This is a genomic window from Paenibacillus sp. JT22N12 (assembly GCF_056269365.1).
Genome location: NZ_JBWDNU010000002.1, coordinates 234507 through 258026, shown reverse-complemented (window position 1 = coordinate 258026; position 23520 = coordinate 234507). Strand labels below are relative to the sequence as shown.

22 protein-coding genes are annotated in these 23520 nt (G+C 51.5%); 9 read left to right on the top strand and 13 right to left on the bottom strand.

From position 1 onward, the window contains the following. The first annotated feature begins 20 nt into the window (after window positions 1-20). From AC0YOA_RS06815 to AC0YOA_RS06790, 6 genes are all read left to right on the top strand, one after another. A complete protein-coding gene (locus AC0YOA_RS06815; RefSeq protein ID WP_475785974.1) occupies window positions 21-1388 on the top strand; it encodes a YheC/YheD family endospore coat-associated protein in 1368 nt (455 codons plus the stop codon). A gap of 19 nt (window positions 1389-1407) precedes the next feature. Beyond that, entirely contained in the window at window positions 1408-2634 is a 1227-nt protein-coding gene (locus AC0YOA_RS06810; protein WP_475785973.1) for a YheC/YheD family endospore coat-associated protein, read from the top strand. Then, window positions 2631-4007, top strand: coding sequence for a YheC/YheD family endospore coat-associated protein (locus AC0YOA_RS06805; RefSeq protein WP_475785972.1), 1377 nt, complete (start codon window positions 2631-2633; stop codon window positions 4005-4007). The genes AC0YOA_RS06810 and AC0YOA_RS06805 overlap by 4 nt, the downstream gene beginning before the upstream one ends. Beyond that, window positions 4007-5164 carry a YheC/YheD family endospore coat-associated protein gene (locus AC0YOA_RS06800; RefSeq protein WP_475785971.1) on the top strand — a complete coding sequence of 386 codons (1158 nt, stop codon included), beginning with the start codon at window positions 4007-4009 and terminating at the stop codon, window positions 5162-5164. The genes AC0YOA_RS06805 and AC0YOA_RS06800 overlap by 1 nt, the downstream gene beginning before the upstream one ends. A 215-nt stretch (window positions 5165-5379) precedes the next feature. Continuing rightward, entirely contained in the window at window positions 5380-5925 is a 546-nt protein-coding gene (locus tag AC0YOA_RS06795; protein WP_475785970.1) for a GNAT family N-acetyltransferase, read from the top strand. 12 nt (window positions 5926-5937) lie between these two features. After that, complete coding sequence (locus AC0YOA_RS06790) at window positions 5938-7080, top strand: YheC/YheD family endospore coat-associated protein (protein WP_475785969.1); 1143 nt, start codon at window positions 5938-5940, stop codon at window positions 7078-7080. A gap of 78 nt (window positions 7081-7158) precedes the next feature. On the opposite strand, the gene AC0YOA_RS06785 is transcribed toward AC0YOA_RS06790, so the two are convergent. The 12 genes from AC0YOA_RS06785 to moaA all read right to left on the bottom strand — a co-directional run bounded on the left by AC0YOA_RS06785 (window position 7159) and on the right by moaA (window position 18745). Beyond that, window positions 7159-7848 carry an HAD family hydrolase gene (locus tag AC0YOA_RS06785; RefSeq protein WP_475786622.1) on the bottom strand — a complete coding sequence of 230 codons (690 nt, stop codon included), beginning with the start codon at window positions 7846-7848 and terminating at the stop codon, window positions 7159-7161. Window positions 7849-7957: 109 nt separating this feature from the next. Then, a complete protein-coding gene (locus tag AC0YOA_RS06780; RefSeq protein ID WP_475785968.1) occupies window positions 7958-9115 on the bottom strand; it encodes a phosphodiester glycosidase family protein in 1158 nt (385 codons plus the stop codon). A gap of 248 nt (window positions 9116-9363) precedes the next feature. After that, the gene (locus AC0YOA_RS06775; protein WP_210038514.1) at window positions 9364-9933 is read right to left on the bottom strand and encodes a manganese catalase family protein; all 570 of its coding nucleotides are present in this window, start codon (window positions 9931-9933) and stop codon (window positions 9364-9366) included. 66 nt (window positions 9934-9999) lie between these two features. Next, complete coding sequence (locus AC0YOA_RS06770; protein ID WP_210038513.1) at window positions 10000-10260, bottom strand: spore coat protein CotJB; 261 nt, start codon at window positions 10258-10260, stop codon at window positions 10000-10002. An 8-nt stretch (window positions 10261-10268) separates the two neighbouring features. Then, window positions 10269-10487 carry a spore coat associated protein CotJA gene (locus tag AC0YOA_RS06765; RefSeq protein WP_210038512.1) on the bottom strand — a complete coding sequence of 73 codons (219 nt, stop codon included), beginning with the start codon at window positions 10485-10487 and terminating at the stop codon, window positions 10269-10271. A 337-nt stretch (window positions 10488-10824) separates the two neighbouring features. Next, a complete protein-coding gene (locus AC0YOA_RS06760; protein ID WP_475785967.1) occupies window positions 10825-12171 on the bottom strand; it encodes a hemolysin family protein in 1347 nt (448 codons plus the stop codon). 27 nt (window positions 12172-12198) lie between these two features. Next, complete coding sequence (gene yfkAB / locus AC0YOA_RS06755; RefSeq protein WP_475785966.1) at window positions 12199-13335, bottom strand: radical SAM/CxCxxxxC motif protein YfkAB; 1137 nt, start codon at window positions 13333-13335, stop codon at window positions 12199-12201. Between the two features lie 213 nt (window positions 13336-13548). After that, a complete protein-coding gene (locus tag AC0YOA_RS06750; RefSeq protein WP_475785965.1) occupies window positions 13549-14664 on the bottom strand; it encodes an HD-GYP domain-containing protein in 1116 nt (371 codons plus the stop codon). Window positions 14665-14844: 180 nt separating this feature from the next. Beyond that, window positions 14845-15690, bottom strand: a complete 846-nt coding sequence (locus AC0YOA_RS06745) for an undecaprenyl-diphosphate phosphatase (RefSeq protein ID WP_210038508.1) — start codon at window positions 15688-15690, stop codon at window positions 14845-14847. A gap of 37 nt (window positions 15691-15727) precedes the next feature. After that, window positions 15728-17194 carry a bifunctional metallophosphatase/5'-nucleotidase gene (locus tag AC0YOA_RS06740; protein WP_475785964.1) on the bottom strand — a complete coding sequence of 489 codons (1467 nt, stop codon included), beginning with the start codon at window positions 17192-17194 and terminating at the stop codon, window positions 15728-15730. A gap of 24 nt (window positions 17195-17218) precedes the next feature. Then, complete coding sequence (locus AC0YOA_RS06735; protein WP_475785963.1) at window positions 17219-17692, bottom strand: hypothetical protein; 474 nt, start codon at window positions 17690-17692, stop codon at window positions 17219-17221. A 51-nt stretch (window positions 17693-17743) separates the two neighbouring features. Beyond that, on the bottom strand, window positions 17744-18745 hold the full coding sequence (moaA, locus tag AC0YOA_RS06730; protein ID WP_210038505.1) for a GTP 3',8-cyclase MoaA: 1002 nt from the start codon (window positions 18743-18745) through the stop codon (window positions 17744-17746). A gap of 100 nt (window positions 18746-18845) precedes the next feature. Here moaA and AC0YOA_RS06725 point away from each other — a divergent pair, with 100 nt between their 5' ends. From AC0YOA_RS06725 to AC0YOA_RS06715, 3 genes are all read left to right on the top strand, one after another. After that, window positions 18846-19571, top strand: coding sequence for a molybdenum cofactor biosynthesis protein (locus tag AC0YOA_RS06725; RefSeq protein WP_475785962.1), 726 nt, complete (start codon window positions 18846-18848; stop codon window positions 19569-19571). Between the two features lie 172 nt (window positions 19572-19743). Then, window positions 19744-20835: a ThiF family adenylyltransferase gene (locus tag AC0YOA_RS06720; RefSeq protein ID WP_475785961.1), complete on the top strand. Its 1092-nt coding sequence runs from the start codon at window positions 19744-19746 to the stop codon at window positions 20833-20835. A gap of 171 nt (window positions 20836-21006) precedes the next feature. After that, window positions 21007-22062, top strand: a complete 1056-nt coding sequence (locus AC0YOA_RS06715; protein WP_475785960.1) for an HD-GYP domain-containing protein — start codon at window positions 21007-21009, stop codon at window positions 22060-22062. Between the two features lie 57 nt (window positions 22063-22119). Here the strand turns inward: AC0YOA_RS06715 and sufB are convergent, their stop codons facing one another. Further along, window positions 22120-23517, bottom strand: a complete 1398-nt coding sequence (gene sufB / locus AC0YOA_RS06710) for a Fe-S cluster assembly protein SufB (RefSeq protein WP_210038501.1) — start codon at window positions 23515-23517, stop codon at window positions 22120-22122. Between the last annotated feature and the right edge of the window lie 3 nt (window positions 23518-23520).

Below are 23520 nucleotides of genomic sequence, written 5' to 3'. Positions count from 1 at the left end.
AGCTTGGAAGGAGATCCGCGATGCTGAAATCGAAAGTCGCCGTTCAGGTGATCAGCTCAGGCATCTTGCCGGATGATGCAATCATGCTGGGCGAGACTTATTTGAAACAGTGGAAAATTCCGCATGTCCAGCCGGTTATGCTCAAATTCGGAGCTTTCCGCCAGCCGGTCAAAGTCGTTTCTGTCGAACGGTTTGACGGTATGCGAATTGGGCAAAATCTGGCCAGACGCATGGGAATTCTCGCCAGTACGTCCCTGCGGATTCAATACCGCAGCGAAACCTCTACGCTATCGCTGGGGCCGCTCATCGGCGTACTGATTAGCCGCGACGATCCCACAGCGAGAGACCGGCCATTCGGCTCGATTACATTGTTCTGCAAGGAGCTCGTCGACGCATGCGCCGTTCAAGGTGCCCATGTTTACTTCTTTACCCCAAATCACATTGTCGACAATTCCAGCACCGTCGAGGGCTGGGTCTATGCAGGAGGCTGGAGGAAAATCATCGTTCCCGCTCCGGATGTGGTCAACAATCGGCTTACATCCCGTAAGCTTGAGAACAAATCCAGTGTGCAGCAATTTTTGAGGGAAGTTAAATCCCGCCACAACACGGCTATTTTCAATGAGAAGTTTCTCGATAAGTCGGAGGTTTTTGAAGCGCTGCAGAAGGATACCGCGCTGATCAAATATTTGCCGGAGTCACATGTTTTGCGCAGTCAAAAAATGCTCGTGGCGATGTGCTCAAAGTATTCCACCGTATTTCTGAAGCCGGTGCGCGGAAGTCTGGGCAAGGGCATTATCCGCATATCCCGTCTCGAAAAGGATTCGTACCAGGCGCTATATGCAACGGTAGGCGGCACGCGCAGACAGCATTTTACCAGCCTGCTCAAGCTGTTCAGCTCCATCTCCGGCAAAATGAAGACGGTCCGTTATCAAATCCAGCAGGGATTAAATCTCATTCAAATTGGCGGAAGACCCGTTGATTTTCGTGCTCTCGTCCAGAAGAATGAAACCGGCAAATGGACCATTACCTCCATTGTCGCCCGGACCGCGGGTACGAATCACTTCGTCTCCAATCTGGCGCGGGGCGGTACCCTCAGCACAGCCAGAGAAGCGGTCTCCAAGTCGAATTTAACCGGAACCCAGGCACAGGACGCTCCCGCTCGCCTTCAGCGGGCCGCTCTGGAAATTGCCAAAGGAATCGACACCCACATCCCCGCCCACTTTGGCGAGCTGGGTATAGATTTGGCACTGGATTCGAGCGGACGCGTATGGCTGATCGAGGTCAACTCCAAGCCGTCAAAAAATGATAATACACCTTTGCCTGACCAGAAAATCCGCCCCTCCGTACGCAATATGATCAGATATGCCAGACATTTAGCCGAATTTTAAAGCAAAGGGGGAAGTGGCGATGGCTTACCCGCAAGAATCGATCCATCTTGGAATTATGATAAGCCAGAGGCAGGCTGATGAAGGAGAGTGTGCGGATTCTCCGCCTCTTCAAATGCCGGAGGACCCGTTCTGCCGTCAGTTATGCAAGTTTGGCCGCAAGCTTGGCATCAACGCCTACCTGTTCGACGCCTCATGTCCGCAGCATGCCAGCGCAATTTCCGGCTATACCCTGAATCATGGCGTATGGGAACGGGTAAGCATGCCGCTTCCGGATATTGTCTACGACCGCACCATGTGCAGAACCGCCGGGCAGATTGAGCTGCGCTCCAGGACGCTTGCCGCATTAAAGCAAAAAAAATCATTCATTCTGATGAATGGCTCGCTGCCTGACAAATGGAATGTGCATACTCTGCTGCAGCAGGATGATGAAATGCAGCCGTGGCTTGTGCCCAGCGCCCGTTACGAGGGATCAGGTCAGCTCATTATGCTTGAGAAGCAGCATCCTTACGGATTGTTCCTCAAGCCCTCCGCCGGAACCCACGGCAAGGGAGCTCTTCATGTATTCCGTTCCGGCGGAAAATACCGCATTGAAGGCCGGGACCGGCATAACGGCATCATTGCTTGCGAATTCAATCATTTGCGGGAAGCTGCAGACTGGATCCAGCGCTTCGCCTCCGGTACCTATCTCGTTCAACCGTACCTGCGGTTAAGCGGAGATAATGACCGCCCGTTTGATGTAAGAGCCTTGATTCAGAAAAATAACCGTGGACACTGGTCCTTCACCGGAGCTGCGCTTCGCGAAGGCGAGCGCGGAAGCGTCACCTCCAATCTGCATGGAGGCGGAAAAGCTGTGGGGGCCAGCGAATCGTTAACTCGCCGTTTTGGCGGGGATACCGCAACCAGGCTGCTAGCGGATATCCGCCGGATAAGTCAGCGCGCCGCCGTCCGGCTGGAAGAAAGCTGCGGACGTCTGGCCGAGATCGGCTTTGACTTTGGCATTGAGCCGGATGGCCGGCTGTGGCTGCTCGAAGCAAATGCCAAGCCAGGCCGCGCAGCTTTTGCCGGCGACAAACAAACGGAAAGAAGCGCCGTGCTTCAGCCTCTTCACTATGCCGTATGGCTGGCAAACTGCCAGAATCCTTTTTTCAAACCGACAACCAGAGCGCGCTTCATGCGCCGTGACACTGATCCTATGATTACCGTTGATGCAATCCAAAGGAGATACGTCCAGGAGGTTCATCCATGAGTTTGACTTCGTGCCATGTACATTTCTCACCGCAAAGCGAGAGAATCGTCTACTTGTCGAGCTCGCTCCTTAAATCGCTGAAGCTGGCCGGCAAAAAGTCGGTGCATCTGAAGCTTGGCAAACAAACGATTACTGCAGCTATCAGAACCATAAACCGGCAGGGATCCCACTTATATTTATCAGCCGGTGTCCGAAATTCGATTCGCGTCCCGAAAGCCGGAACGATCTCACTTTTGCAGGATGAGGATAACGAGGTGCAGATCGGGCCGCTGATCGGCGTATTGACCGACTCCGGGCTCGGCTCCACCGGCTCGCCGTTTGGTACCCGGACCGGATATATCCGCCAATTGCTGCGAATGGGGGAGCGAAAGGCTTATTTCTTCGCTTTTACCCCGCGCGATATTGACTGGCAGCAGGAGAAGGTCAACGGCTATTTTCTGAACAGCCAAGGTGGGTGGTACCGTAAAACGGTATCGCTCCCGGATGTGGTTTATAACCGTCTGCCAAGCAGGAGGGCGGAAACCACATCGACGATCACTTCGCTGCGCGAGCGCTTTATCCGCAAGCAAATCCCATTCTTCAACTGGAGCTTCTTTAATAAATCCGATGTATACAAACTGCTTGACCAGGATGTGGAAGCTTTGGTTCATATGCCGGAATCCGCGAACAATCCGCGTCCGGAAAAAATAAAGGAAATGCTGGAAAAACATCAGTTCATTTACTACAAACCAACCGCAGGAAGCCTGGGTATCGGGATCTACAGGCTCACTTATAATCCGAAGCGCGGTTATTTCGCCAGATACCGCCGGAACAATACAAACGTTCTGCTCCGTTTTACAAGCTTCAACTCCCTGATGCGCATGCTGCAGGCACGCCATGGGAGCAGCGGTCTGGAGCGTTACGTCTGCCAGCAAGGCGTGCGTCTGATTGAAATCGACGGCTGCCCGATCGACTTCCGGTTTCATATGCACAAGAATGGCGACAATGAGTGGGTCCCTGTAGGCATCGGCGCCAAAAAGGCTGGCCGCGGCAGTGTTACCACCCACATCAAGAACGGCGGATCGCTGCTGACACCGAAACAGGCGCTTAGCAAAACCTTTGGTGACCAGGATGAAGAAATCCTGGAAAAAGCCAAAAGGGTATCGGTTAAGCTGTCAGAGGCCATTGAACGCAACTTCCCTCATACACTTGGAGAGCTGGGTCTTGATCTGGGCATCGACAAGGATGGCGAGGTCTGGATGTTCGAAGCGAACGCAAAGCCGGGCCGATCGATCTTCAGTCACCCGGCGCTGCGTTCTGAAGGCCGCGCTTCATTAAGCCACATTCTGGATCACTGCATGTACCTCAGTAATTTCCGCAGGGGGAATGACTGATGGACGGCGTTCACCATGAGCTTGCAACGGTCGTTGACATTCAAACCAAACGGCCGGTTCTGGCTATTCTTACAATCGATGATGAGATTATGCTGTTTCGGGGCAACCGCAACAATTTTGCCGATCTCATTATGGCAGGACGCGAGCAGGGCTTCATCGTCTATGTACTGACGGTGAGCCAGCTCAAGCTGACGCGCAATTCATTGGATGGTTTTATCTATGAGGAGGGGACGGACAGCTGGATTCAGCAGAAGCTGCCGTTCCCCGATCTGATTTATAATCGGATTCCGCTGCGGGAGGATGAGCTGATTCCGGAGGTAAAGCGCAAAATTGCCGCCTGCTTGCGAAATCCGCGCGTCATCCTGTTCAACCCTGCTTTTTTTAATAAATGGAGTCTTTTCAAATGGCTGCGGAAGACACCTCACACAAGGCCCTTTATTCCGGCAACAAGGCGTTTGCTCAGCCAGGAGGGTCTGGGCAATATGATGCTTAAGTATAAATTTCTGTACTTGAAGCCGGTAAGCGGCAAAGCAGGCAAGGGCATTATGACCATTCTGCTCCAGCCGGAGAAGACATTCCCCTACCGGCTGAGAATCCAGACGGATAAGAAGAGCATCACCTATAACTGCGGATCGCTGCGCAAGCTTTGGCTGCGGGTCAGAAAGGAGTGTTCCGGAGAACGCTACATCGTCCAGCAGGGCATAAAACTGGCCGCCATCAACGACCGTTCCTTTGATTTGCGGGCGCTTGTTCAAAAAAACCAACGGGGCCAATGGGATATCTCCGGCATTGGCGCCCGGGTAGCCGGATCGCTCAGTATTACGACGCATGTGCCCCGCGGCGGCAGTATCGATGATCCGGAAAGACTGCTCGTCAGCGCATTTGGCCAAGAAGAGGCGCATAAGATTCTAAATAAGACCCGCACCACTGCGCTGCTTATTGCCCGGCAGATCGAACGGGGGGCCCGCCATCGCCTGGTCGAAATGTCGATGGATCTGGGAATCGACCATTCCGGCGGCATTTGGTTCTTCGAAGCCAACTCCAAGCCGATGAAGTTCGACGAGCCCGATATCCGCAAGCAGTCGCTCGATCGTATTTTTCAATACAGCCAGTTTTTACTGCGGAAAAAAGCGGGTAAAAAGGCGGCTCCCGGCTGAAGCCGGAAGCCGCTTAAGCTTTCGAAGCGAGTTTCCATTGGAGATTTCGAAGCAAGTTTTCCTCCGGAAAACTTAAGCTTATGCTTTCGAAGCAAGTTTTCCTCCGGAAAACTTAAGCTTGTGCTTTCGAAGCAAGTTTTCCTCCGGAAAACTTTTAGGAGGTGCAAATCATACAAATCAAACGGCTTTCGCCTGATGAATGGGGCAGAGTCAGGATGAAAATTATCGACTTCGCCTCCCGCTTCGGCGGCAATCGGCTGTCTGCCGCAGGCCTGAGCGAGCTGCGAAGACTCCCTGCCGAATCCCTGGCAGGGCTTGAACGCCGCCTATCCCTGTCTGCATCCGGTCCTGCTGCACTCAATCTTGATTACAGCGATTCTGACGGGATGATGTACACCGCCGGGAGCAGTATGGGCCTTGCAGCCCCTGCTGAGGTTTTGTCAGCTAAAGCGGCGCATTTGAGAACAGATGCGCCACCTGCGGCTGTAGCCATCGCCCTGGAGGGCGGCAAACTGGCCGCCATCGCTTTTGCTGCAGATGCAGGCAAGCGGGCTTGCCTGGTGGTCGTTCATCCCGGTCATCGCGGCCGCCGGATCGGAAGTGCTCTGCTGTCAGAGCTGCGCGGCCACTTTGGCGGTCTTATGTGCAGCGTTGCCGCTGACAATCCCGCAAGTATGCAAATGTGTTTTCATGCCGGAATGAAGGCTATCGAACTTTTTACAGGTCCAACCGGCAAACCAACGCTTCGATTCGAATGCTAGGAGGAGTCCGCATTGGGCCAGCCCGTGCTTGGCATATTAACGCTTTATTTGAACGAGAATGGATTGCTTGAAGAAAAAGCTGTCTATCAGAGAATGACGGCTGCAGGCCGTCAGCTGGATCTGGATGTGTTCGTCTTTACACCGCAGGATGTCAATTACAAGCAGAACCGGATTTTTGCGCATATATTCGATCCCGGCAAAAAAACCTGGACCCGCAAATGGCGTTCATTTCCCCATATGATTTATGACAGATGCCGCATCCAGAAAAGTCACAGATTCGAACAGTTGGGCCGGTTCCGCAAGCAGTATGGCCACCTGACCTTCCTCAACCGGGTGCTGCGCAACAAATGGACGGTATACAAGACCATGCGCATGGAGGAACGCTTCCGGCCCCACCTGCCGCTTACCCGCTTATATGAAAACCCTGGCGATCTGACGGAAATGGTCAAAAAATATCCGCTGATTTATTTAAAGCCTATCAACGGCACCGGCGGACGCGGGATTCTGCGCATTGAGAAGCAGCAGGGAGGAACTTATCTCATTCAAGGCCGTGATCAATCGCGGCGTATCATCACTCCACAGCGTGTACCTCTCTCCGGTTTGCACGGCAGGCTTGCCGGGTGGAATCTGAAGGGGAACCGTTATCTGGTCCAGCAGGGCATACAGCTGAAGCTGCCGAATGGGCGGGTTCATGACTACCGGATGCTCGTGCAGAAGAATAGCAGCGGGAACTGGGAAGTCACTGGCTGTGCCGGGAGAATCGGGGCATCCCGCAGCATCACCTCCAATCTGCATGGAGGCGGGCATGCCATTACCATGCAGAAGCTGCTGAAGCAGTGGATCCAAAATGAGGAGACCGTCCAGCAGATTACCGACAAAGCCGGTGAGCTGGGCGTACAGATGGCGGCGTTTCTGGAGGAATCCTACGGCAGATTATGCGAGCTCGCGCTTGATCTGGCCATTGACAGGAAGGGACAAATCTGGCTCCTGGAGGTGAACCCCAAACCCGCCAGAGAAGTATTCCTGCAGGCCGGAGAACGGGAAACATACCGCCGCGCGATTACCAGACCTCTGGAGTATGCGGTATGGCTGCATGAACAGAAAAAGCGGCGGAAGGACAATTCGACCTATCAACCAGCAAATCCCGGAACCTGATAACAGTTCCGGGATTTTCTTTGAACTTTTGATTGTATCATACCATGCCACCAGAGTCAGAACGTATCGCTCCCGCTTCTAGGCCCCCGTTTCGGCGGTACGGGATTCCGCATTGCCTACGAGCTCCAGCAGCTGGCGGAAATCTCCGATCAGCGCATCCGCCCCGCTCAGCTCCTCCTGGCGGCCGTACACGGCATAAGCGCAGCCAACCACTCCCAGCCCGTTGCCTCTGCCCGCTTCCACATCGGAGGAGCGGTCTCCAATCATCCAGGCATAATCAAGACCATGATCCTCCATAAGGCGGGCAACCAGATCAACCTTCGTTGACGTCTGATATTCGCCAGCGCTGTACAAGCCGTCGAACAGCTCAGTTAGCGATTTTAGCCGGACAATTTCCCTGACATACCGTTCAAGCCCGTTGCTGGCAACAAACAGCTTGTATCCATTGGCCTTCAGCTGCCGCAAAGTGTTCTCCACATGCGGATAGAGTGAACCCTCGCCTGCTTCCAGACCTTCCACTTCATACTGCAGCAGCAGCACATCCGCACGTTTTCTGGCCGCTTCCGAGCTGCCCGGCATAACCGATTTCCATATATCCTCCAGCAGCATTCCCAGACAGCCAAGCAGCCGCTCCACCGGAGGCGTCGGCTCGTGGAACAACCCTTCCTCCCGCAAAGTCTGGAAAATCCGTTCATGAACGCCCAGAAGCAGCGTGTCCGTCTCGAACAAAGTACCATCCATATCAAATATAAGCGCCTGCGGCTTCATCAATCTGCTTTCGTTTGGCAAGTTCCTTCGCTCTCCTTCCAAGTCTCCCATAATGATAATGGAAAAGAGCAGAATCGTGCAAGCTCGAAACCAAGTTATCCTTGCCGGTCTACCACTTGGCCGGGTCGATATCCTCTGGTCCTAATCCATTCCAAATATTAGGGATATCTACCTGCTCGGGATGATCAAAGACCAGAAATGCCGTCGGCAGATACCGCTCGCCATGCTCGGAGGAAGGCTTGTTCAGGATGTGATTGTCCTTCACGAGCACTGTCGAGGAGCCTCCGTCCAAATTTGCGGCTATGACCGCGCCATGCTTCAGCATGATTTGCTGCACATCGTACAGATTCGCGCCAATGCTGTGGCCTGGCTGCCTTCCGTCAATCACGACAAACATTATGGCTCCGTCCGCACGCTGCCCCATCGCCGTGCGCGGCGCGATTCCCCAACCGTCCTTGGCATTCTTGATCAAGCCCTTGCCATTGACGATGATCCGCGGCTGGAACGTAACGGCTTCTTTGACTCCCATGGATTGAATTTCAGCAAGCGAATATTTGCCGGCTATCATCTTGCCCTTCCCGTCAATGCCGACGATCTGCGTCGATTTCTTGCCACCCAAATCCTCGTAGTACACCTTCCCCTGCGAAATCACAAGCCCGATCGGCTGGAATCCGTTTCCTTGCCAGTTGGGATCGGCAAATCCGCCGCCGTTCACACCGGCGATTGCCCCGGTCCGCTTCACCATGCTGGATACTTTCTCCCCCTTGCCGGCCTTTTCCGGTACGCCGAGACGGATTTTGGTGGGATCATTTACGATCATCAAATACCCTTTGTAGCTCGGACCGGAAATGGTTTCAATTTGAACCAGCGGTTTCTGCTCCACCTGTCCGGATTGATCCCCTGTGCCTGCCGGAAGCTGAATAGTGTGGCTGTCGCGTTCCTCTCCCATTTGATTAAACCGGTTCTGGTATTCCTGAACTCTCTGATCCAGTGCCTTCTGTCCGATTATATATTTGGCCCATTGCCGATGCTGCGTAGTGATTAACGTGTCTGCTACCAAGTAGCGAAAATTATTGCCCGATTCTGTGAAGAACATCCAGCCAAGTCCAGAGATTCCTGCCAGAAACGCAGTTAGCAGCAAATATCCCGCAATCCGCGCAAAACGGGATTTACGCTTCCTGGCACGCTTTCGCGAAGGTGCAGCAGAGCGCGTGGGTGATGTTTTTCTATTCGATGACGCTCTTGAAGTTGAAATCTTCGTATTCATTTGCGTTTAATCGCCTCTTTTCTGCTGTTGCCGCGCTTCATACTTGACGAAGCGGGAGAGGCAAAAGTTTCGATCATCGACTTCACATGCCAATAACAGTGGTATTCCAACAGCATTCGATCTCGATAATGCAAGCGTCAGCAGTCATCTATCGACTCCCTTGACCATCGCAAAAAGAACCCGGCCCAAGTGGGCAGGATTCTCCGGTTGCAAAACTTTTCAGTGCGCGCAGCCTGGTCTTATTAAACTTAATAGACCTTCTTCGTATCCCTGTCCATCTTGATGATTTCCACCGCTTCCCTGAAGCGCAAAGAATGAATGATTTCCCGTTCTCTCAGGAACTTCAGGCTGTCCTGCAGATCCACATCGTCAGTCATATCGATAATCCATTGATAAGTAGCCCTGGCCTTCTCCTCAGCTGCGATATCCTCATACAAATCCGCAAGGGGATCACCCTTGGCAGCAATATAGGCAGCAGTCCAAGGCACCCCCGATGCATTGTTATAGAACAGCGCGCTGTCATGATTGGCAAAATGCTCCCCTAACCCGGCTGCCTCCAGCTGCGCAGGAGTAGCATCCTTCGTGAGCTTATAGATCATTGTGGCAATCATTTCCAGATGGGCAAATTCCTCGGTTCCTATGTCCGTTAATAATCCGACTACCTTATCCGGTATCGTATACCTTTGATTTAAGTATCGCAGCGCTGCCGACAACTCCCCATCCGCGCCCCCATATTGCTCGACAAGATATTTCGCCACCCTCGGGTCGCATTTACTGACCCGCACCGGGTATTGGAGCTTTTTATCATAAATCCACATTCCATACATCCCTCCTGACCGGTTAAACGCTTTTGAGGTGCTTTTACACGCAATGGGCGAGATGGATCACACCTGCCAAGGCCATGGAGTCTCAATCCATTGCCATGGATATTTGGAATAACTGTGGCCAAACTGGAGCAAAGGCCCATACTGCATCTCAAACTCATGGGCGCAGTGCTGCCTCTGCTGGACAAGCTGGTTAAACTGCTGCAAAATCTGCATATCATTGGGATGGGTATCCAAATAAAGTGTTAATTCGACCAGAGCAAAATCCAGCTGCTGAAGCTCAAGCAGCTTGCGGTAATAATTCTCATCCGGTTTATTCATGGCTTCTGCTAGGCCCCCTTCCCGCATCTGGATTCATAGGGACTGAAGAAAGCAGGCCACAGCGTTCCCACCTTCAATGCCTCGGACAATGAAAATTGCGGTAAATTCATGGGCTGGTAGGTAAAATACTGATTAGGGGGCACGACATAGGTTTTCACATATTTTGGGGGACAGGGATCAAACGGGCCGACAAACGGATACCATTCTCGGGTTTGCTTCAAATTCACCTTGGCTCCTCCTTCTTTCTGCCTTCGGATTCGTCCTTCGAGAGCCCATTTTTCAGGCATTCCTTTAGTAAGCATATGACAAGAGCCCAGATTTTGTTCTCATTCAGGAAGATTAATTCTGTTTTTTCACCAAAAATTTGCATAAGTTGTCCATTTCTTTCATATCCATCCGCCTCGTTGATTGCCTCCATGAGAGTGAAAACGCAAAAAAAGCAATCTGCATTCACAATGCAGATTGCTTTTTATTCATAGCGGCGCAGACTGTAACTCAACAATCACGCTGCCATCTCCATGCTCTTATAAGAAGAGCAGCCAAGTAATAAGCCGTCCAGTAGAATCAATCTTCACCGGGAGCTTCGATCTCCAGCAGTTCATCCCTTTGTAGACGAAAAATATTGACGCGCAGCACTCTGAGCCGCTCGCTTTCCGCTACTTCAAACACATAGTGCTTATGCTCGACCTTCTTTCCTTTGACGGGGTTGCCTTCAAGACGGGTGAACAACCAGCCTCCTATGGAATCGACATCATCATCCTCGATATCCAGATTAAACATGTCATTCACATCTTCAATCAGCATCCGGCCATCTACAGAGGTGACATCCCCCTTGACCACAACACTTGGCTGTTCCGTATCGAATTCGTCATGAATCTCCCCGACGATCTCTTCAAGAATCAGTTCAGTCGTGAGCATGCCCGCCGTTCCGCCATATTCATCCACAACAATCGCCAACTGCGAGTGCTTGCGCTGCATCAGCTTCAGCACATGACTGATTTCCATCGATTCGGGAACATTCAGGATGGGACGAAGAAACTTGTGCAGGGTATGCTCCTCATCCGGATCGGCCGTCAGCAAATCCGTAATATGTACAAATCCGATCAGCTGGTCTTTATCCTCGACACAGACCGGGAAACGCGTATGTTTGGTTGCATAGACCGTCTTCATATTCTCGGCAAAATCGATATCGGCATAGAGACAATCCATATCGGTGCGAGGCAGCATCACTTCGCGGGCCAGCCTGTCGGAAAACTCAAAAATATTGTCAAACAGCTTCAGCTCATCCTTGTCGATGATGCCGCTGACCGCGCTTTGATTCATCAGAATACGGATCTCTTCTTCCGTATGGGCCGAATCATGCTCGCTTGCCGGTTTCACACCAATCAGCCTGAGCAATCGGTTGGCGGAGCCGTTGAGCAGCCAGATTGCCGGGAGAAAAATACGATAAAACAGCAGCAGCGGCATCGATGCCCACAGGGAAGTGGACTCCGACTTCTGAATGGCAAGCGTCTTAGGCGCAAGCTCGCCAAGCACAATATGCAGGAAAGTAATGACAAGAAAACCGATAACGACGGATATGGAGGAAATAACCGTTGAGTCGCTCAGCCCGAATTCGTGAAGCAGCGGTTCCACAATCAGATCGGATATGGCAGGCTCGCCTACCCAGCCAAGTCCAAGAGAAGCAAGGGTAATCCCGAGCTGCGTTGCCGATAAGTAAGTGTCCAGCCTGCTGTTCACCTTAAGGGCATATTTCGCGCGCTTATTCCCCTCATTGGAGAGCTGCGTCAGTCTGGATAACCGGACCTTCACGAGCGAAAACTCCGCTGCCACAAAAAAACCATTCAACAAAACAAGGACAAAAACAATAATTAAATTCCAGACAATCTCGCCTGCGTCAAAATGTCCCAATAGGGTGGTCCGCTCCTCTCATCCAATCTAAAGGATAGCTTTTCGAGCCAGAAAATCCACTTCCCTGTAGTACATGTCTTTAACCAATAAATTTGGTCCGCAGCAGGCTGCAGCCGGGCAGTGGCAGTTAACGCTGCCCGCCAGCGGATGGGCAAGCCAGCGCTCGAACAATTCATCGAGCCGGTCTGTGCTGATGTTGCCGAAAGCCGGCACATCAGAGAAATCTGTCACGAATACATCTCCCGTGAACAGATTCACGTTGAGACGGTTCCGCCCGTCCGGATCATTGCGAACCGTTACGTTCGGTTCCGCCGCAAGTCTTGCCAGCAGATTGCGGTCCTCGGCCTCCTCACTGCAGTGAAAGAACGGCAGGGTGCCAAACAGCATCCACAGGGAAGAATCCCGATGATCCAGCAGGTGCAGGATAGCTCTGCGCATCTCCTCTTTATTTATAACCGGTAAATCGGAAGCGAAAGCACTTGGGTACATCGGATGTACCTCATGACGCTGGCAGCCCATCTGCACAATAAGCTGATGAATCTCGGCCATTTTCTCATGCGTCCGGAAATTGATCATGGATTCAGCGGAGACGAAGAGACCGCCCTTGCTTAATTTGCTTGCATTGCTGAGCATTCGCTCATACATCCGGGCAGCCGTTTCACGGGCAACGGGATGACCGCTTTTGGCAAAACCGACTTCGTGAAAATCGTCGGCGTTGGTGTAATTGAACGAAATATGCATCACATCCAGGAACGGGGCAATCTCCTCGTACCGGCTGTAATCCAATGTGATGTTGGAATTGATTTGCGATCGGATCCCCCGGCTGCGGGCGTATTTGAACAGTGGAATCAGATATTCCTTCACTGTTTTGCCAGAAAATGTGGGCTCGCCACCGGTAATGCTGATCGTCTGCAAATGCTCGATTTCATCCAGCCTGCGCAGCATCATCTCCAAAGGCAGCTTGCCTGGCTCAGCCATAACGAGCGTATCCCCCACCGCGCAATGCTCGCATCGCATATTGCATAGATTGGAAATAGTCATCTCCACGCTTGTCAGACGATGCCTTCCAAACTGGCGCAGCGAAACGATCGGATCCCACGGATCATCCGCAGGCGAAGCGGGTCGAACACCCTGTGTACGATCTGTATGTATAACATTTTGCATAGTTTCAGCACCTGACTTTATCATTCGTATTTCCATCATTGTAATATTCGCCGCGTATTGTTGCAAATAATTAACAACGATTCAGCAAATTTCGTCATTTCGAAAGATGGATAATTATAAGAAGAAAAATAACTCACGATCCTCTGGCGGGTAAAGTTGTTAAAAAAAAGAGCCCTATCGGCTCTTTTTCCCAGCTATTATCCCTCCCGGGTCCTACGCCCCGGTTACTTCCGCCAGCTGGGGATCCTCATTGACTCCGGAAATCATCATGGTCAGCTTGGTTGACAAATCAACTTCGTACGGCGCCTTCAGCTCCGTACCGTGTTCGTCCTCCAGGACGCGCACAACGGGACGATGCGGACAGGAAGCGTTAATGTCCACTACAACACCGGTCTCACCGGTCTGGAGCTTTACGGTAACGCCAATAGGGTAAATCGCGACCTTGTCCCGGAACGTCTGGAGCATGCTTTGCTCATACAACGTTCCCGTACCGGTATAGAGCGCCTCCACCGCTTGGTGGGGAAGCATCGGAGATTTGTAAATGCGGGTTGAGGTCATAGCATCGTAAGAGTCCACGAGTCCAATCCACTTGGCGTATTCGTGAATTTGATCTCCTTTGATTCCCCTCGGATAGCCGCTGCCATCCAGTCTCTCATGGTGCTGATAGGCACAGTGGGCGACCAGCAGCGGGATATTCGGCTCATCCTTCAGCAGATAATACCCGCGTTCAGCGTGGCGCTTCATTTCCTCGTATTCATCGCGGGTCAGAGAACCCGATTTTTTCAATACATTGGTTCTGATTTGAGTTTTGCCGATATCATGGAGCATCGCACCAAGACCAATGTTCATTAATTCGTCGCGCGAATAATCGCTGGCAATGCCTAGTATCGTGGAATAGACACAGACATTAAGCGAATGCTGAAACAGATAATCGTCCACGATCCCCATGTTCATCAGCATCAGCATGGCATCCTTCTGGCTGGTGAGATCGTCGATCACCATATTCATAACCTGCCGGAAGGGCTTCGCTATGTAGGGGTAGGTAACCCCGGATTTGCGATTGGGCTTGTCCATCATAGCCCGGAAATTAGTCCGGATTTCATGAAGCGCCCGATGTCTGGTCGCATCGCTGATCAGATCGGGAACAACTATATCAGCCGTTTTGGGATCATGAATATAAACAAAGTTGATGCCGCATTCCCGCAGTCTGGATATCAGCTTGTCGGTCAGCTCGACTTGCTCGGCAAGCAGGACGAGACCTTCCTCTGAGTAGATCTTTTTGGCTAGTTTCATGCCTGCTCGGCATAGATGTATGGGCAATAATCGCATCGGATCGACCCCTGCTTGCTTCAATTTTCCTAATCATGAGGGCATGTCAATCGACCTCGTAATTTTAATGTAAGTTATTTTGGAAAAAAGAGCAATAACTGATTCGCCAATTATCGACAAAAATCATCTTTTTCATGGAATGATAAAAGTCAAGCAGGAAGAAACAACTGTTTTTCCCGCTTATCGCATAATGAAGAACCAGAACAGAGCTGCCAGTATAAACCGGTAGATAGCAAAATGAGTCAGCTTCACCTTTTGAATATGCTTCAGGAACAATACGATTACGAGCCATGCCACCACGAAGGATACAATAAATCCGGTAATAAAGAACGGCAGGTTGTCCCCTTCAATAAACTTGTAATTGTCCAGCAGCTCGTAGCCTGTCGCCACCGCCATGATTGGAATCGCCATCAGGAAAGAGAAATCGGCAGCAGCCTTGTAGCTGGTTCCCACCAGCATCCCGCCGGCAATCGTCGAGCCTGAGCGCGAATAGCCCGGCCATAATGACAAGCATTGCAGAATTCCGATCATAAACGCCTGCTTATAGGAAATATCGTCAATAGTCTCCGATACGACGCGAATCCGTCTCGTACTTGAGAGCCACTCGGCTATAATCATGTAGACGCCGCCCACCACGAGCGCATAGAGGACCGGGGTCTGGTTAAATCCTTCACCCTTGATAACATCCCGCAGGAAGAATGCGGACAGCATTGCGGGCACAATGCCAAGTGCGATATGAATAAGATTAAGTTTGCGTCTTGCTCTGGGGTAAGCGGAAATCCTTCCCAGACTTTCCGTCTGCCGTGACAATCCGAACAGATTGGCAATACGCTTCCGGTAAATCAGGGCAATTGCCAATATGGCAGCCAGTTGGATGACGATTTCGAACGTAACGATCATCTGATTATCCGAGGCGTAACCAAGCAGCTTATTGGTCAAAATCATGTGTCCGGACGAAGATACCGGCAAAAATTCAGTCAGCCCTTCAACAATTCCTAAAATAACAGCATTAATAATATCTCCCATAAAAGCCTGGTTCTCCCTCCTTCATCTCTGGCAGTTGTCAATCGGCCGTTCCATGATTTGTACCTGTCATGGTCCAGCGGGTCTTTCTGCAATCCAAGAGAGCTTGTGTATGCTGCAATTCCAAAGCCAGCACATCCCGAATGAACTCGGGCAAAAAGTACTGAATGTCCTTGCCGTTTTTGATTGTCTCATAACCTACACCGAACGTAAACATGTCTATCGTCCCTACCACGTATTCACGATCAGGGTCAAAGTCCTGCCCGTTTACCGTCAGGGAATGGATCTTGCCATAGGGAGGCCCCTCCGGGTCCCAGCTTATTTCGAGACCGTCAACGGCCAAGGTGCCAAGAACATAGCCCCGGAATCCGAACCCGCGGATCGGCTTATCGATGAATTCCCCAAGAAGGGCTTCTTCCAATGCGCGCAGGAGATCCGGACCGGCCAATCTCATCCGGCAGGGGTTGATGGGAGAAGGACACAGCGCGTGCAGCTCACCCGCCGTTACTTCTCCTTTGGCGAGTCCGCCCAGAAGCTGTCCTGTGTTGACGATGCCAATCTCCGAGTCTGTCCAGCGCCTCAGACCGGCAGCCAGCAAATTGCAAAGCGGCGATTCCTGCTCAACTCTTGCCGGCAGCGGTTCGGACAATCTTGTAATAACTCTGCTGAGACGACGCTGCCCTGCCGCTTTGAAGCCGCCGATTATGGCGGCGGCTTCGGGTTTCTCTTCGTATGCGGCCATCGGTATGCATTCGACATGGAAGGATGGACGTTTAAGGACAGGATCCAGACCAATCTCAATGCGCCCTATATAGTCGCCGAACTTGCCGGCGGCACAGATATAGGTCCTGCCGATCACTTCCGGCTCCTCGAGCAGATGATGCGTATGTCCGCCAAGAATCAAATCGAGGCCTTCGACTTTCTGCGCCATCTGCCGGTCAAAGGCCAAGCCCAGATGCGACATGACGACCAGCACATCGACGCGCTCTCTCAGGGCGGCTGCCTGCTCCGTAACCGCGTCAATGGGATCGCCGGCATTCCAGTCCAGCAGATCATAAAAATCGGCAAAGGCAGCCGTAACTCCAATAATTCCAATCCGGAGACGTCCCTTTTGGATAATCGTGGAAGGCTGCAGCCATGAAGGCCTCTCGCCGCTTGATTTTTGGTGCATATTGGCACAGATCGTCTGAAAGCGCGCATGTTCGCGGTAAGCATCATCCAATTGCTCATGCGTAAAGGTTAAACCCTCATTGTTTCCGAGAGTTACCGCCTCATAGCCCGCCTCATTCAAAAGCTCTATATTCACAAGGCCGTCACTGGCCTCCGTCTCAATTCTCATGCGGTCCATATGATCGCCGATATCCAGAGCGAGCACGTGGTCGCTTCCATATGTACGCCTTGTTTCTGCAATGTAAGTGGACATTTTTGCCGCCAGTTCCAAGCGGCTGTGAACGTCGTTGCTGTGCAACAGAACGACTTCAGGCGCACCAGTCGATGTTTCTTTCATGCCTGCCTCCCGGGTTATAAGGGATTACCGCTTTATTCGCATATCTTGCGGAGAAAACGTGCTTTTGAATCCATACGAGACTTCCCCCCTGCTTGCTTCCTCATGCAGAAAACGGCACATGACCACGCTTTTTACGTTCAGACATGCGCTTGAGCCGTTTGGAACATAGAGCCGGATAGGCCCGCCCTTCTGCAGCGGCTGCCCCCCTATCGCATATTGAACGGCAGCTTCCGCAAGCTGTTCCCAAGGAATGACCGCTTCAAAGGAATCCGCACCTTCCACTTTAAGATGACTGGGCTCCGGAGTCTGCTGCCCGATTCCCTGCAAGGTGCGCCAGGCGGCATACCAGGCTGCAAAATCAAAGGCATCTCCCCCTGCTTCCGGCACACGCTCCGACAAGGCAAAAACATTCCCCGCAAGCAAAGCCATCTGCTCCGGGGACGTTTCACGCAGCGGTTGACCGAAATGGTCAATCATTATCGTTCGGGAAATACTCATTTATTATTCCTCCAGCTATAATCTGTACTCTACTTTCGCAATTGTGAGACCCTAACCGCCGATTTGGGACATTCTCCTTGCGGTAGGCTCGTGGCTTTGGGCTTCGTCAGACAGCTTGGCTGCCATCTCATGATTAAGCGGCTTGATATCCATCGCCCGCATATATACGGCACGCAGCGCCTCCGGATTTCCAAGCGCAGGCTTTACGCTAAGCTCATCCACCCAGTACAGGCAGGGCTTAATGCTCCCATCCGCCGTCAATCTCAGACGGTTACATCTTTGGCAGAAGTGATCGCTGACGGGATGAATCAGGCCAAACGAGCCCAGTCCGCCTGCAATGCGATAATCCTCGGAAGGACCGTTCCCGATAATAGAGTCCAGGCGTTCTATATCAAGTTTGCGTTCCCGGGCAATTTCCAGAACACGCGTTAAAGGCAAATAATGATTTTTCCAATTTTCGTCGGCGTGCCCGATCGGCATGTACTCAATAAAACGGACATGCAGCGGATGCTCATAAGCCATCTGAAGAAAATCACCGATTTCATCCTCGTTGACGCCCTTAAGCAGCACGCAATTGAGCTTTATCGGGCTGAAACCCACTTTCGCCGAGGCTTCAATGCCGGCCATGACCCTTTTCAAATCCCCTCGTCTGGCAATAAACTGAAACCGTGCCGGATCGAGCGTATCCAGACTGATATTTACCCGGTTGACTCCGGCTTCTCTCAGCGCCCCGGCTTGATCTGCCAGCAGAACACCGTTGGTTGTCAGCGATATATCGCGAATACCGGGAATTGCCGCCAACCGGCGCACCAGTCCGTCCAGGCCTGGACGCACAAGCGGCTCGCCTCCTGTAATGCGCAGCTTTGAAATACCGAGGCTCGCGCCCACCTCAACAACCTCAACTATATGATCATAAGACAGCAAATCGGAGGAAGGAGCAAATTCAACGCCTTCTTCCGGCATGCAGTATAAACAGCGTAAGTTACAACGGTCCGTCACGGATATTCGCAAATAATCATGAACACGTTCGAACCGATCCGTTAACCCCGGCATAGTCCGCACTCCCCTTCATGTAGCTGCTTCTAGCATAACATTTTTCAAATGATTATGGTATGCTGTAGAGATCATTAACGAAGATACGAGAGGTTAAAACATGAGCAATCAATGGAATATTCAGTTGTTCGCCGGCCTGGCTGAGCGATTGGCAGAACCGGCAATCCGTCTGCAGCTTGAAGAAGACCAAATCCCTGTCAGTGCGTTGAAACAAGCTCTGATTGTCCGATATCCCGCACATGAATCGTTAATAACAGCCTCATTCATGGCCTCCAACCAGTCCTATGCCGCTGATGACGATATTGTGAAATGCACGGACGAGCTTGCTCTGCTCCCTCCCGTCTCCGGCGGAGAGCCGGTGCCTGCCGCAGATGCGGACAATGGTTTGTTTGCCGTCACGGAGCAGCCGCTGTCTGTTGAGACAATCACCGCTAAAGTCATCGCGCCCGAGAATGGAGCCACCTTAACGTTTACGGGCACCACAAGAGAATGGACCGAGGGGCAGCGGACGGTCCGTTTGGAGTATGAGGCTTATATACCCATGGCGCTCAAAATGCTTCGGCAAATCGGCGATGAAGTGTCGCAGAAATGGCCGGGCGCGCGTTGTGCAATCGGGCATCGCATCGGTGTAGTCGACATTGCCGAAATCAGCGTTGTCATCGCGATCTCGACACCCCATCGGGATGCCTGCTATGAAGCAAGCAGATACGCCATTGAACGGCTTAAGGAAATAGTGCCGATATGGAAACGGGAGATATGGGAAGACGGCTCGGAATGGAAAGGCCACCAGCAAGGCCCCTGGAATCCCATCGCCCCACCATTATAAAGCAGCTGCGGCTAAAAACCAGCTTTGGATCCTATGAAGTTGTTCTGTCTGTCGGAGATGCTGTATCGGCAGTGCAGTGAAAAAACGCAGTCCATGATTCCGAAACCGTTTTTCTGTCTTTGTCAGGGAAACTGTTTCGGGCAGCGCGCAGAAAAACTTTAGGAGGCTCCGCATGACTTTTCACGATAAGGACAGCACAGATTACAATTCCAGGTCAGCGGAGCAGCCCCCCGCTTCTGCTGATCGCTACTCCAGACAGATCCGCTTCGCTCCTATCGGGGCAGCGGGGCAGCGAAGCATCGGTGAGAGCAGCGCTGCCGTAGTCGGCATGGGCGCGCTCGGAAGCGTTGCAGCCCAGCATCTTGTACGGTCAGGCATCGGCCGAATCCGCATCATTGACCGCGATGTAGTGGAATGGAGCAACCTGCAGCGGCAGATGCTGTACACAGAAGAGGATGTGCAGCGCATGCTGCCCAAGGCGGCCGCGGCGGCAGAGCGGCTGAGAAGCATCAACAGCTCTGTACGCATCGAACCGATGATCCTTGATCTGACAAGCGCAAACGCGGAAGAAATTCTGGACGGGGTCGATCTTATTATAGACGGATCCGATAATTTCTCCGTTCGTTATTTGATTAACGATATCAGTTTGAAGCTGGAGATTCCCTGGATCTACGGAGGAGTCGTCGGCGCATCCGGCATGACCATGTCCTTCATTCCGGAACAAACGCCATGCTTCCGCTGTCTGTTCCCTGTACCGCCTGCTGCAGGCTCTGTAGACACGTGCGAAACGGCTGGCGTTATTTCCCCTGCCGTCGATCTGATTGCCTCCATGCAGGCAGCAGAAGCGCTCAAGTGGCTTAGCGGCAATGCTGCGGCCATGCACGGCACTTTGTTCCAGGCAGATCTGTGGCAGCACCGCTACACCCCGCTGAATGTCTCCAAATCCAAGCGCAGCGACTGCCCGGCTTGCTCCCGGCATCAATACAGCTACCTGGATGACAATGAGCTGGAATCGGCAGCTGTATCGCTGTGCGGGCGCAACACGATGCAGATTTCGCCGCGGCAAAACAGCAAAATCAATATGGATGCGTTAGCCGCAAGGCTCAGGCAGGCTGGTAAGGTCGAGCAAAATCCGTTTCTCATCCGTTATCGGCGGGATGAGCAAATAACAGCCGTTTTGTTCCCGGATGGAAGAGCCCTCATTCAAGGGACGGAGGACCTTGTTGTCGCCAAACGCATTTACAATGAAATATATGGAATTTAAAGATTCAGTCTGCTCCCGGTCCCGCAATCAAAAATAATCTGATTTACCTATATATTTGCTCATATATTCATATAAATTTTTATAATTCGATTTGCTGTTATTGCCAATTCCACTTTTTGTTGCTACCATAGACATAACAATTGATTGGACAACTGTTACTTGAGGTGGAGCATGAGAGTACATCTGACGGAGCTAAAAGAGGGAGATCGGTTAACCCATGATACGTTCAACTCCTACGGACTGAATGTACTTTCCAAAGGGACCGAGCTGAATGCCAGGGAAATATCCAGGCTGTTCCAGCACCAACTTGATTATGTCGAGATCGAAAGGCGTATCACTGACCATCCACCGGAAAGAACGATCGAATCCAGCGTCAACCCCAGGTGGCTGCCAACAGTTGAACCCGTCTATCAGGAAGTTGTAAACGGTTGCGAGCAGTTATTCATGGATGCTTTTCAGAATGGAAAAATAGCTGAAGAGGACGTTGTCGAGACCTTTCAGCCGCTTGTAGACAATTTCAAAACAGAACGCGATGTCGTGTCCATGCTGCTGCTGCTCAACACGAAGGATGATTACACTTACCAGCATTCCGTTCAGGTGGGCATGCTGTCCTACTATTTATCCTCCTGGCTCGGATATGAAGAGGAGCAGGCGGTGAAAGTCGGCCAAGCCGGATTTCTTCATGATATCGGCAAGTCCCGGATTGAGGCAAAAATCCTGAATAAGCCTGATCGTCTGACCGAGCAGGAATTTGAAGAAATCAAACAGCACACCATTTACGGCAATCAAATTATTTTAAAATCCTTTGGCCAATCTGTATCGGCAATCGTAGCGCTTGAGCATCATGAACGTATCGACGGTTCAGGCTATCCCTACCGCATTACCGGTGATAAAATGCATCCCGTCTCCAAAATCGTAGCTGTCTCCGATGTCTACAGCGCGATGATTTCTTCTCGCGTCTATCAGAAAAAACGGGATCTGCTGTTTGTTCTGAAAGAGCTGTACCGCATGAGCTTCACTGAATTGGATCCCTTCACAACCCATACCTTTATCAAACATATGATACCCAACTTCATCGGCAAGCGGATCGAGCTTGTGAGCGGCGAATACGGAACGATTGTGATGACACATCCATCCGAATTCTTCCGTCCTCTTATCCAGATCAACGATCAGTTTATTGATCTCACCGTTGACCGCTCCCTTGAAGTAAAGCAAGTATTCATGTAAAAAGAAGCCGGCATGGTCTTTACAGACCATGCCGGCTTCTTTATTTGTTTCAATCGATTAACCGATGCTGCCTTCCATCTCGAACTTGATGAGACGGTTCATTTCAACAGCGTATTCCATCGGCAGTTCTTTCGTGAACGGCTCGATGAAGCCCATGACGATCATTTGCGTCGCTTCCGCTTCGGTCAGTCCGCGGCTCATCAGATAGAAGAGCTGATCCTCGGATACTTTGGATACCGTTGCTTCATGCTCAAGCGTAATGTTGTCGTTCATAATTTCGTTATAGGGAATCGTGTCTGAAGTCGATTCATTATCAAGAATGAGCGTATCGCATTTGATGTTTGCCTTGGAGCCCTCGGAGTTGCGTCCGAATGAAGCCAAACCGCGATAGGTTACTTTACCGCCATGCTTGCTGATCGATTTGGATACGATTGTCGATGTGGTATCCGGAGCCAGATGAGTCATCTTGGCGCCGGCATCCTGATGCTGCCCTTTACCGGCAACGGCGATGGAGAGGACCATGCCTTTTGCGCCGCGGCCTTTAAGAACAACAGCCGGATATTTCATCGTCAGCTTGGAACCGATATTTCCATCGACCCATTCCATGGTTGCATTTTCTTCGGCAACGGCACGTTTGGTCACAAGGTTATAAATATTCGGCGCCCAGTTTTGAATCGTCGTGTAGCGGACACGGGCGTCTTTGAGAACAAGAATTTCAACTACAGCGCTATGCAGAGAGTTCGTGCTGTAGATTGGAGCCGTACAGCCCTCTACATAGTGAACCATGCTGCCTTCATCAGCTACGATGAGAGTACGCTCGAATTGGCCCATGTTCTCCGAATTGATACGGAAGTATGCCTGCAGCGGAACTTCGCATTGCACACCCTTTGGAACATAGATAAAGCTTCCGCCTGACCATACTGCACTGTTGAGCGCGGCGAATTTGTTATCCGCCGGAGGAATGATCGTACCGAAGTATTTGCGGAAAATCTCCGGATATTCACGAAGCGCGGTGTCGGTATCGGTGAAAATAACACCCTGCTTCTCCAGATCCTCCTGCATGCTGTGGTAAACAACCTCGGATTCATATTGAGCGGATACCCCTGCAAGGAATTTCTGCTCCGCTTCGGGAATACCAAGCTTATCAAAGGTTTCTTTGATTTCGGTCGGAACTTCCTCCCACGTTTTCCCTTGTTTGTCCGATGCTCTTACATAGTACTGGATATCATTGAAATCAAGGTCATCCATGTTGCCGCCCCAACGGGGCATCGGCATTTTGTTAAACTGCTCCAGCGACTTCAAGCGGAATTCCAGCATCCATTCCGGTTCGTTCTTGATCTCCGAAATTGTACGCACAACTTCGGGTGTCAAACCTTTACCGGATTCAAAAATCGCCTTATGCTCGTCACGAAAACCGTATTTATAATCTTCCAAATCGGGCATTTGCTTAGCCATTGT

What these genes read in the sequence shown, in the direction of transcription:
- AC0YOA_RS06795 (WP_475785970.1), top strand. Translation starts at nt 5,380, where the DNA reads ATGAAAATTATCGACTTCGCCTCCCGCTTCGGCGGCAATCGGCTGTCT.
- AC0YOA_RS06770 (WP_210038513.1), bottom strand. Translation starts at nt 10,260, where the DNA reads ATGAATAAACCGGATGAGAATTATTACCGCAAGCTGCTTGAGCTTCAG.
- AC0YOA_RS06745 (WP_210038508.1), bottom strand. Translation starts at nt 15,690, where the DNA reads ATGGGAGATATTATTAATGCTGTTATTTTAGGAATTGTTGAAGGGCTG.
- AC0YOA_RS06805 (WP_475785972.1), top strand. Translation starts at nt 2,631, where the DNA reads ATGAGTTTGACTTCGTGCCATGTACATTTCTCACCGCAAAGCGAGAGA.
- AC0YOA_RS06715 (WP_475785960.1), top strand. Translation starts at nt 21,007, where the DNA reads ATGAGAGTACATCTGACGGAGCTAAAAGAGGGAGATCGGTTAACCCAT.
- AC0YOA_RS06725 (WP_475785962.1), top strand. Translation starts at nt 18,846, where the DNA reads ATGAGCAATCAATGGAATATTCAGTTGTTCGCCGGCCTGGCTGAGCGA.
- AC0YOA_RS06815 (WP_475785974.1), top strand. Translation starts at nt 21, where the DNA reads ATGCTGAAATCGAAAGTCGCCGTTCAGGTGATCAGCTCAGGCATCTTG.
- sufB (WP_210038501.1), bottom strand. Translation starts at nt 23,517, where the DNA reads ATGGCTAAGCAAATGCCCGATTTGGAAGATTATAAATACGGTTTTCGT.
- AC0YOA_RS06775 (WP_210038514.1), bottom strand. Translation starts at nt 9,933, where the DNA reads ATGTGGATTTATGATAAAAAGCTCCAATACCCGGTGCGGGTCAGTAAA.
- yfkAB (WP_475785966.1), bottom strand. Translation starts at nt 13,335, where the DNA reads ATGCAAAATGTTATACATACAGATCGTACACAGGGTGTTCGACCCGCT.
- AC0YOA_RS06810 (WP_475785973.1), top strand. Translation starts at nt 1,408, where the DNA reads ATGGCTTACCCGCAAGAATCGATCCATCTTGGAATTATGATAAGCCAG.
- moaA (WP_210038505.1), bottom strand. Translation starts at nt 18,745, where the DNA reads ATGCCGGGGTTAACGGATCGGTTCGAACGTGTTCATGATTATTTGCGA.
- AC0YOA_RS06750 (WP_475785965.1), bottom strand. Translation starts at nt 14,664, where the DNA reads ATGCGATTATTGCCCATACATCTATGCCGAGCAGGCATGAAACTAGCC.
- AC0YOA_RS06785 (WP_475786622.1), bottom strand. Translation starts at nt 7,848, where the DNA reads ATGAAGCCGCAGGCGCTTATATTTGATATGGATGGTACTTTGTTCGAG.
- AC0YOA_RS06800 (WP_475785971.1), top strand. Translation starts at nt 4,007, where the DNA reads ATGGACGGCGTTCACCATGAGCTTGCAACGGTCGTTGACATTCAAACC.
- AC0YOA_RS06780 (WP_475785968.1), bottom strand. Translation starts at nt 9,115, where the DNA reads ATGAATACGAAGATTTCAACTTCAAGAGCGTCATCGAATAGAAAAACA.
- AC0YOA_RS06720 (WP_475785961.1), top strand. Translation starts at nt 19,744, where the DNA reads ATGACTTTTCACGATAAGGACAGCACAGATTACAATTCCAGGTCAGCG.
- AC0YOA_RS06735 (WP_475785963.1), bottom strand. Translation starts at nt 17,692, where the DNA reads ATGAGTATTTCCCGAACGATAATGATTGACCATTTCGGTCAACCGCTG.
- AC0YOA_RS06740 (WP_475785964.1), bottom strand. Translation starts at nt 17,194, where the DNA reads ATGAAAGAAACATCGACTGGTGCGCCTGAAGTCGTTCTGTTGCACAGC.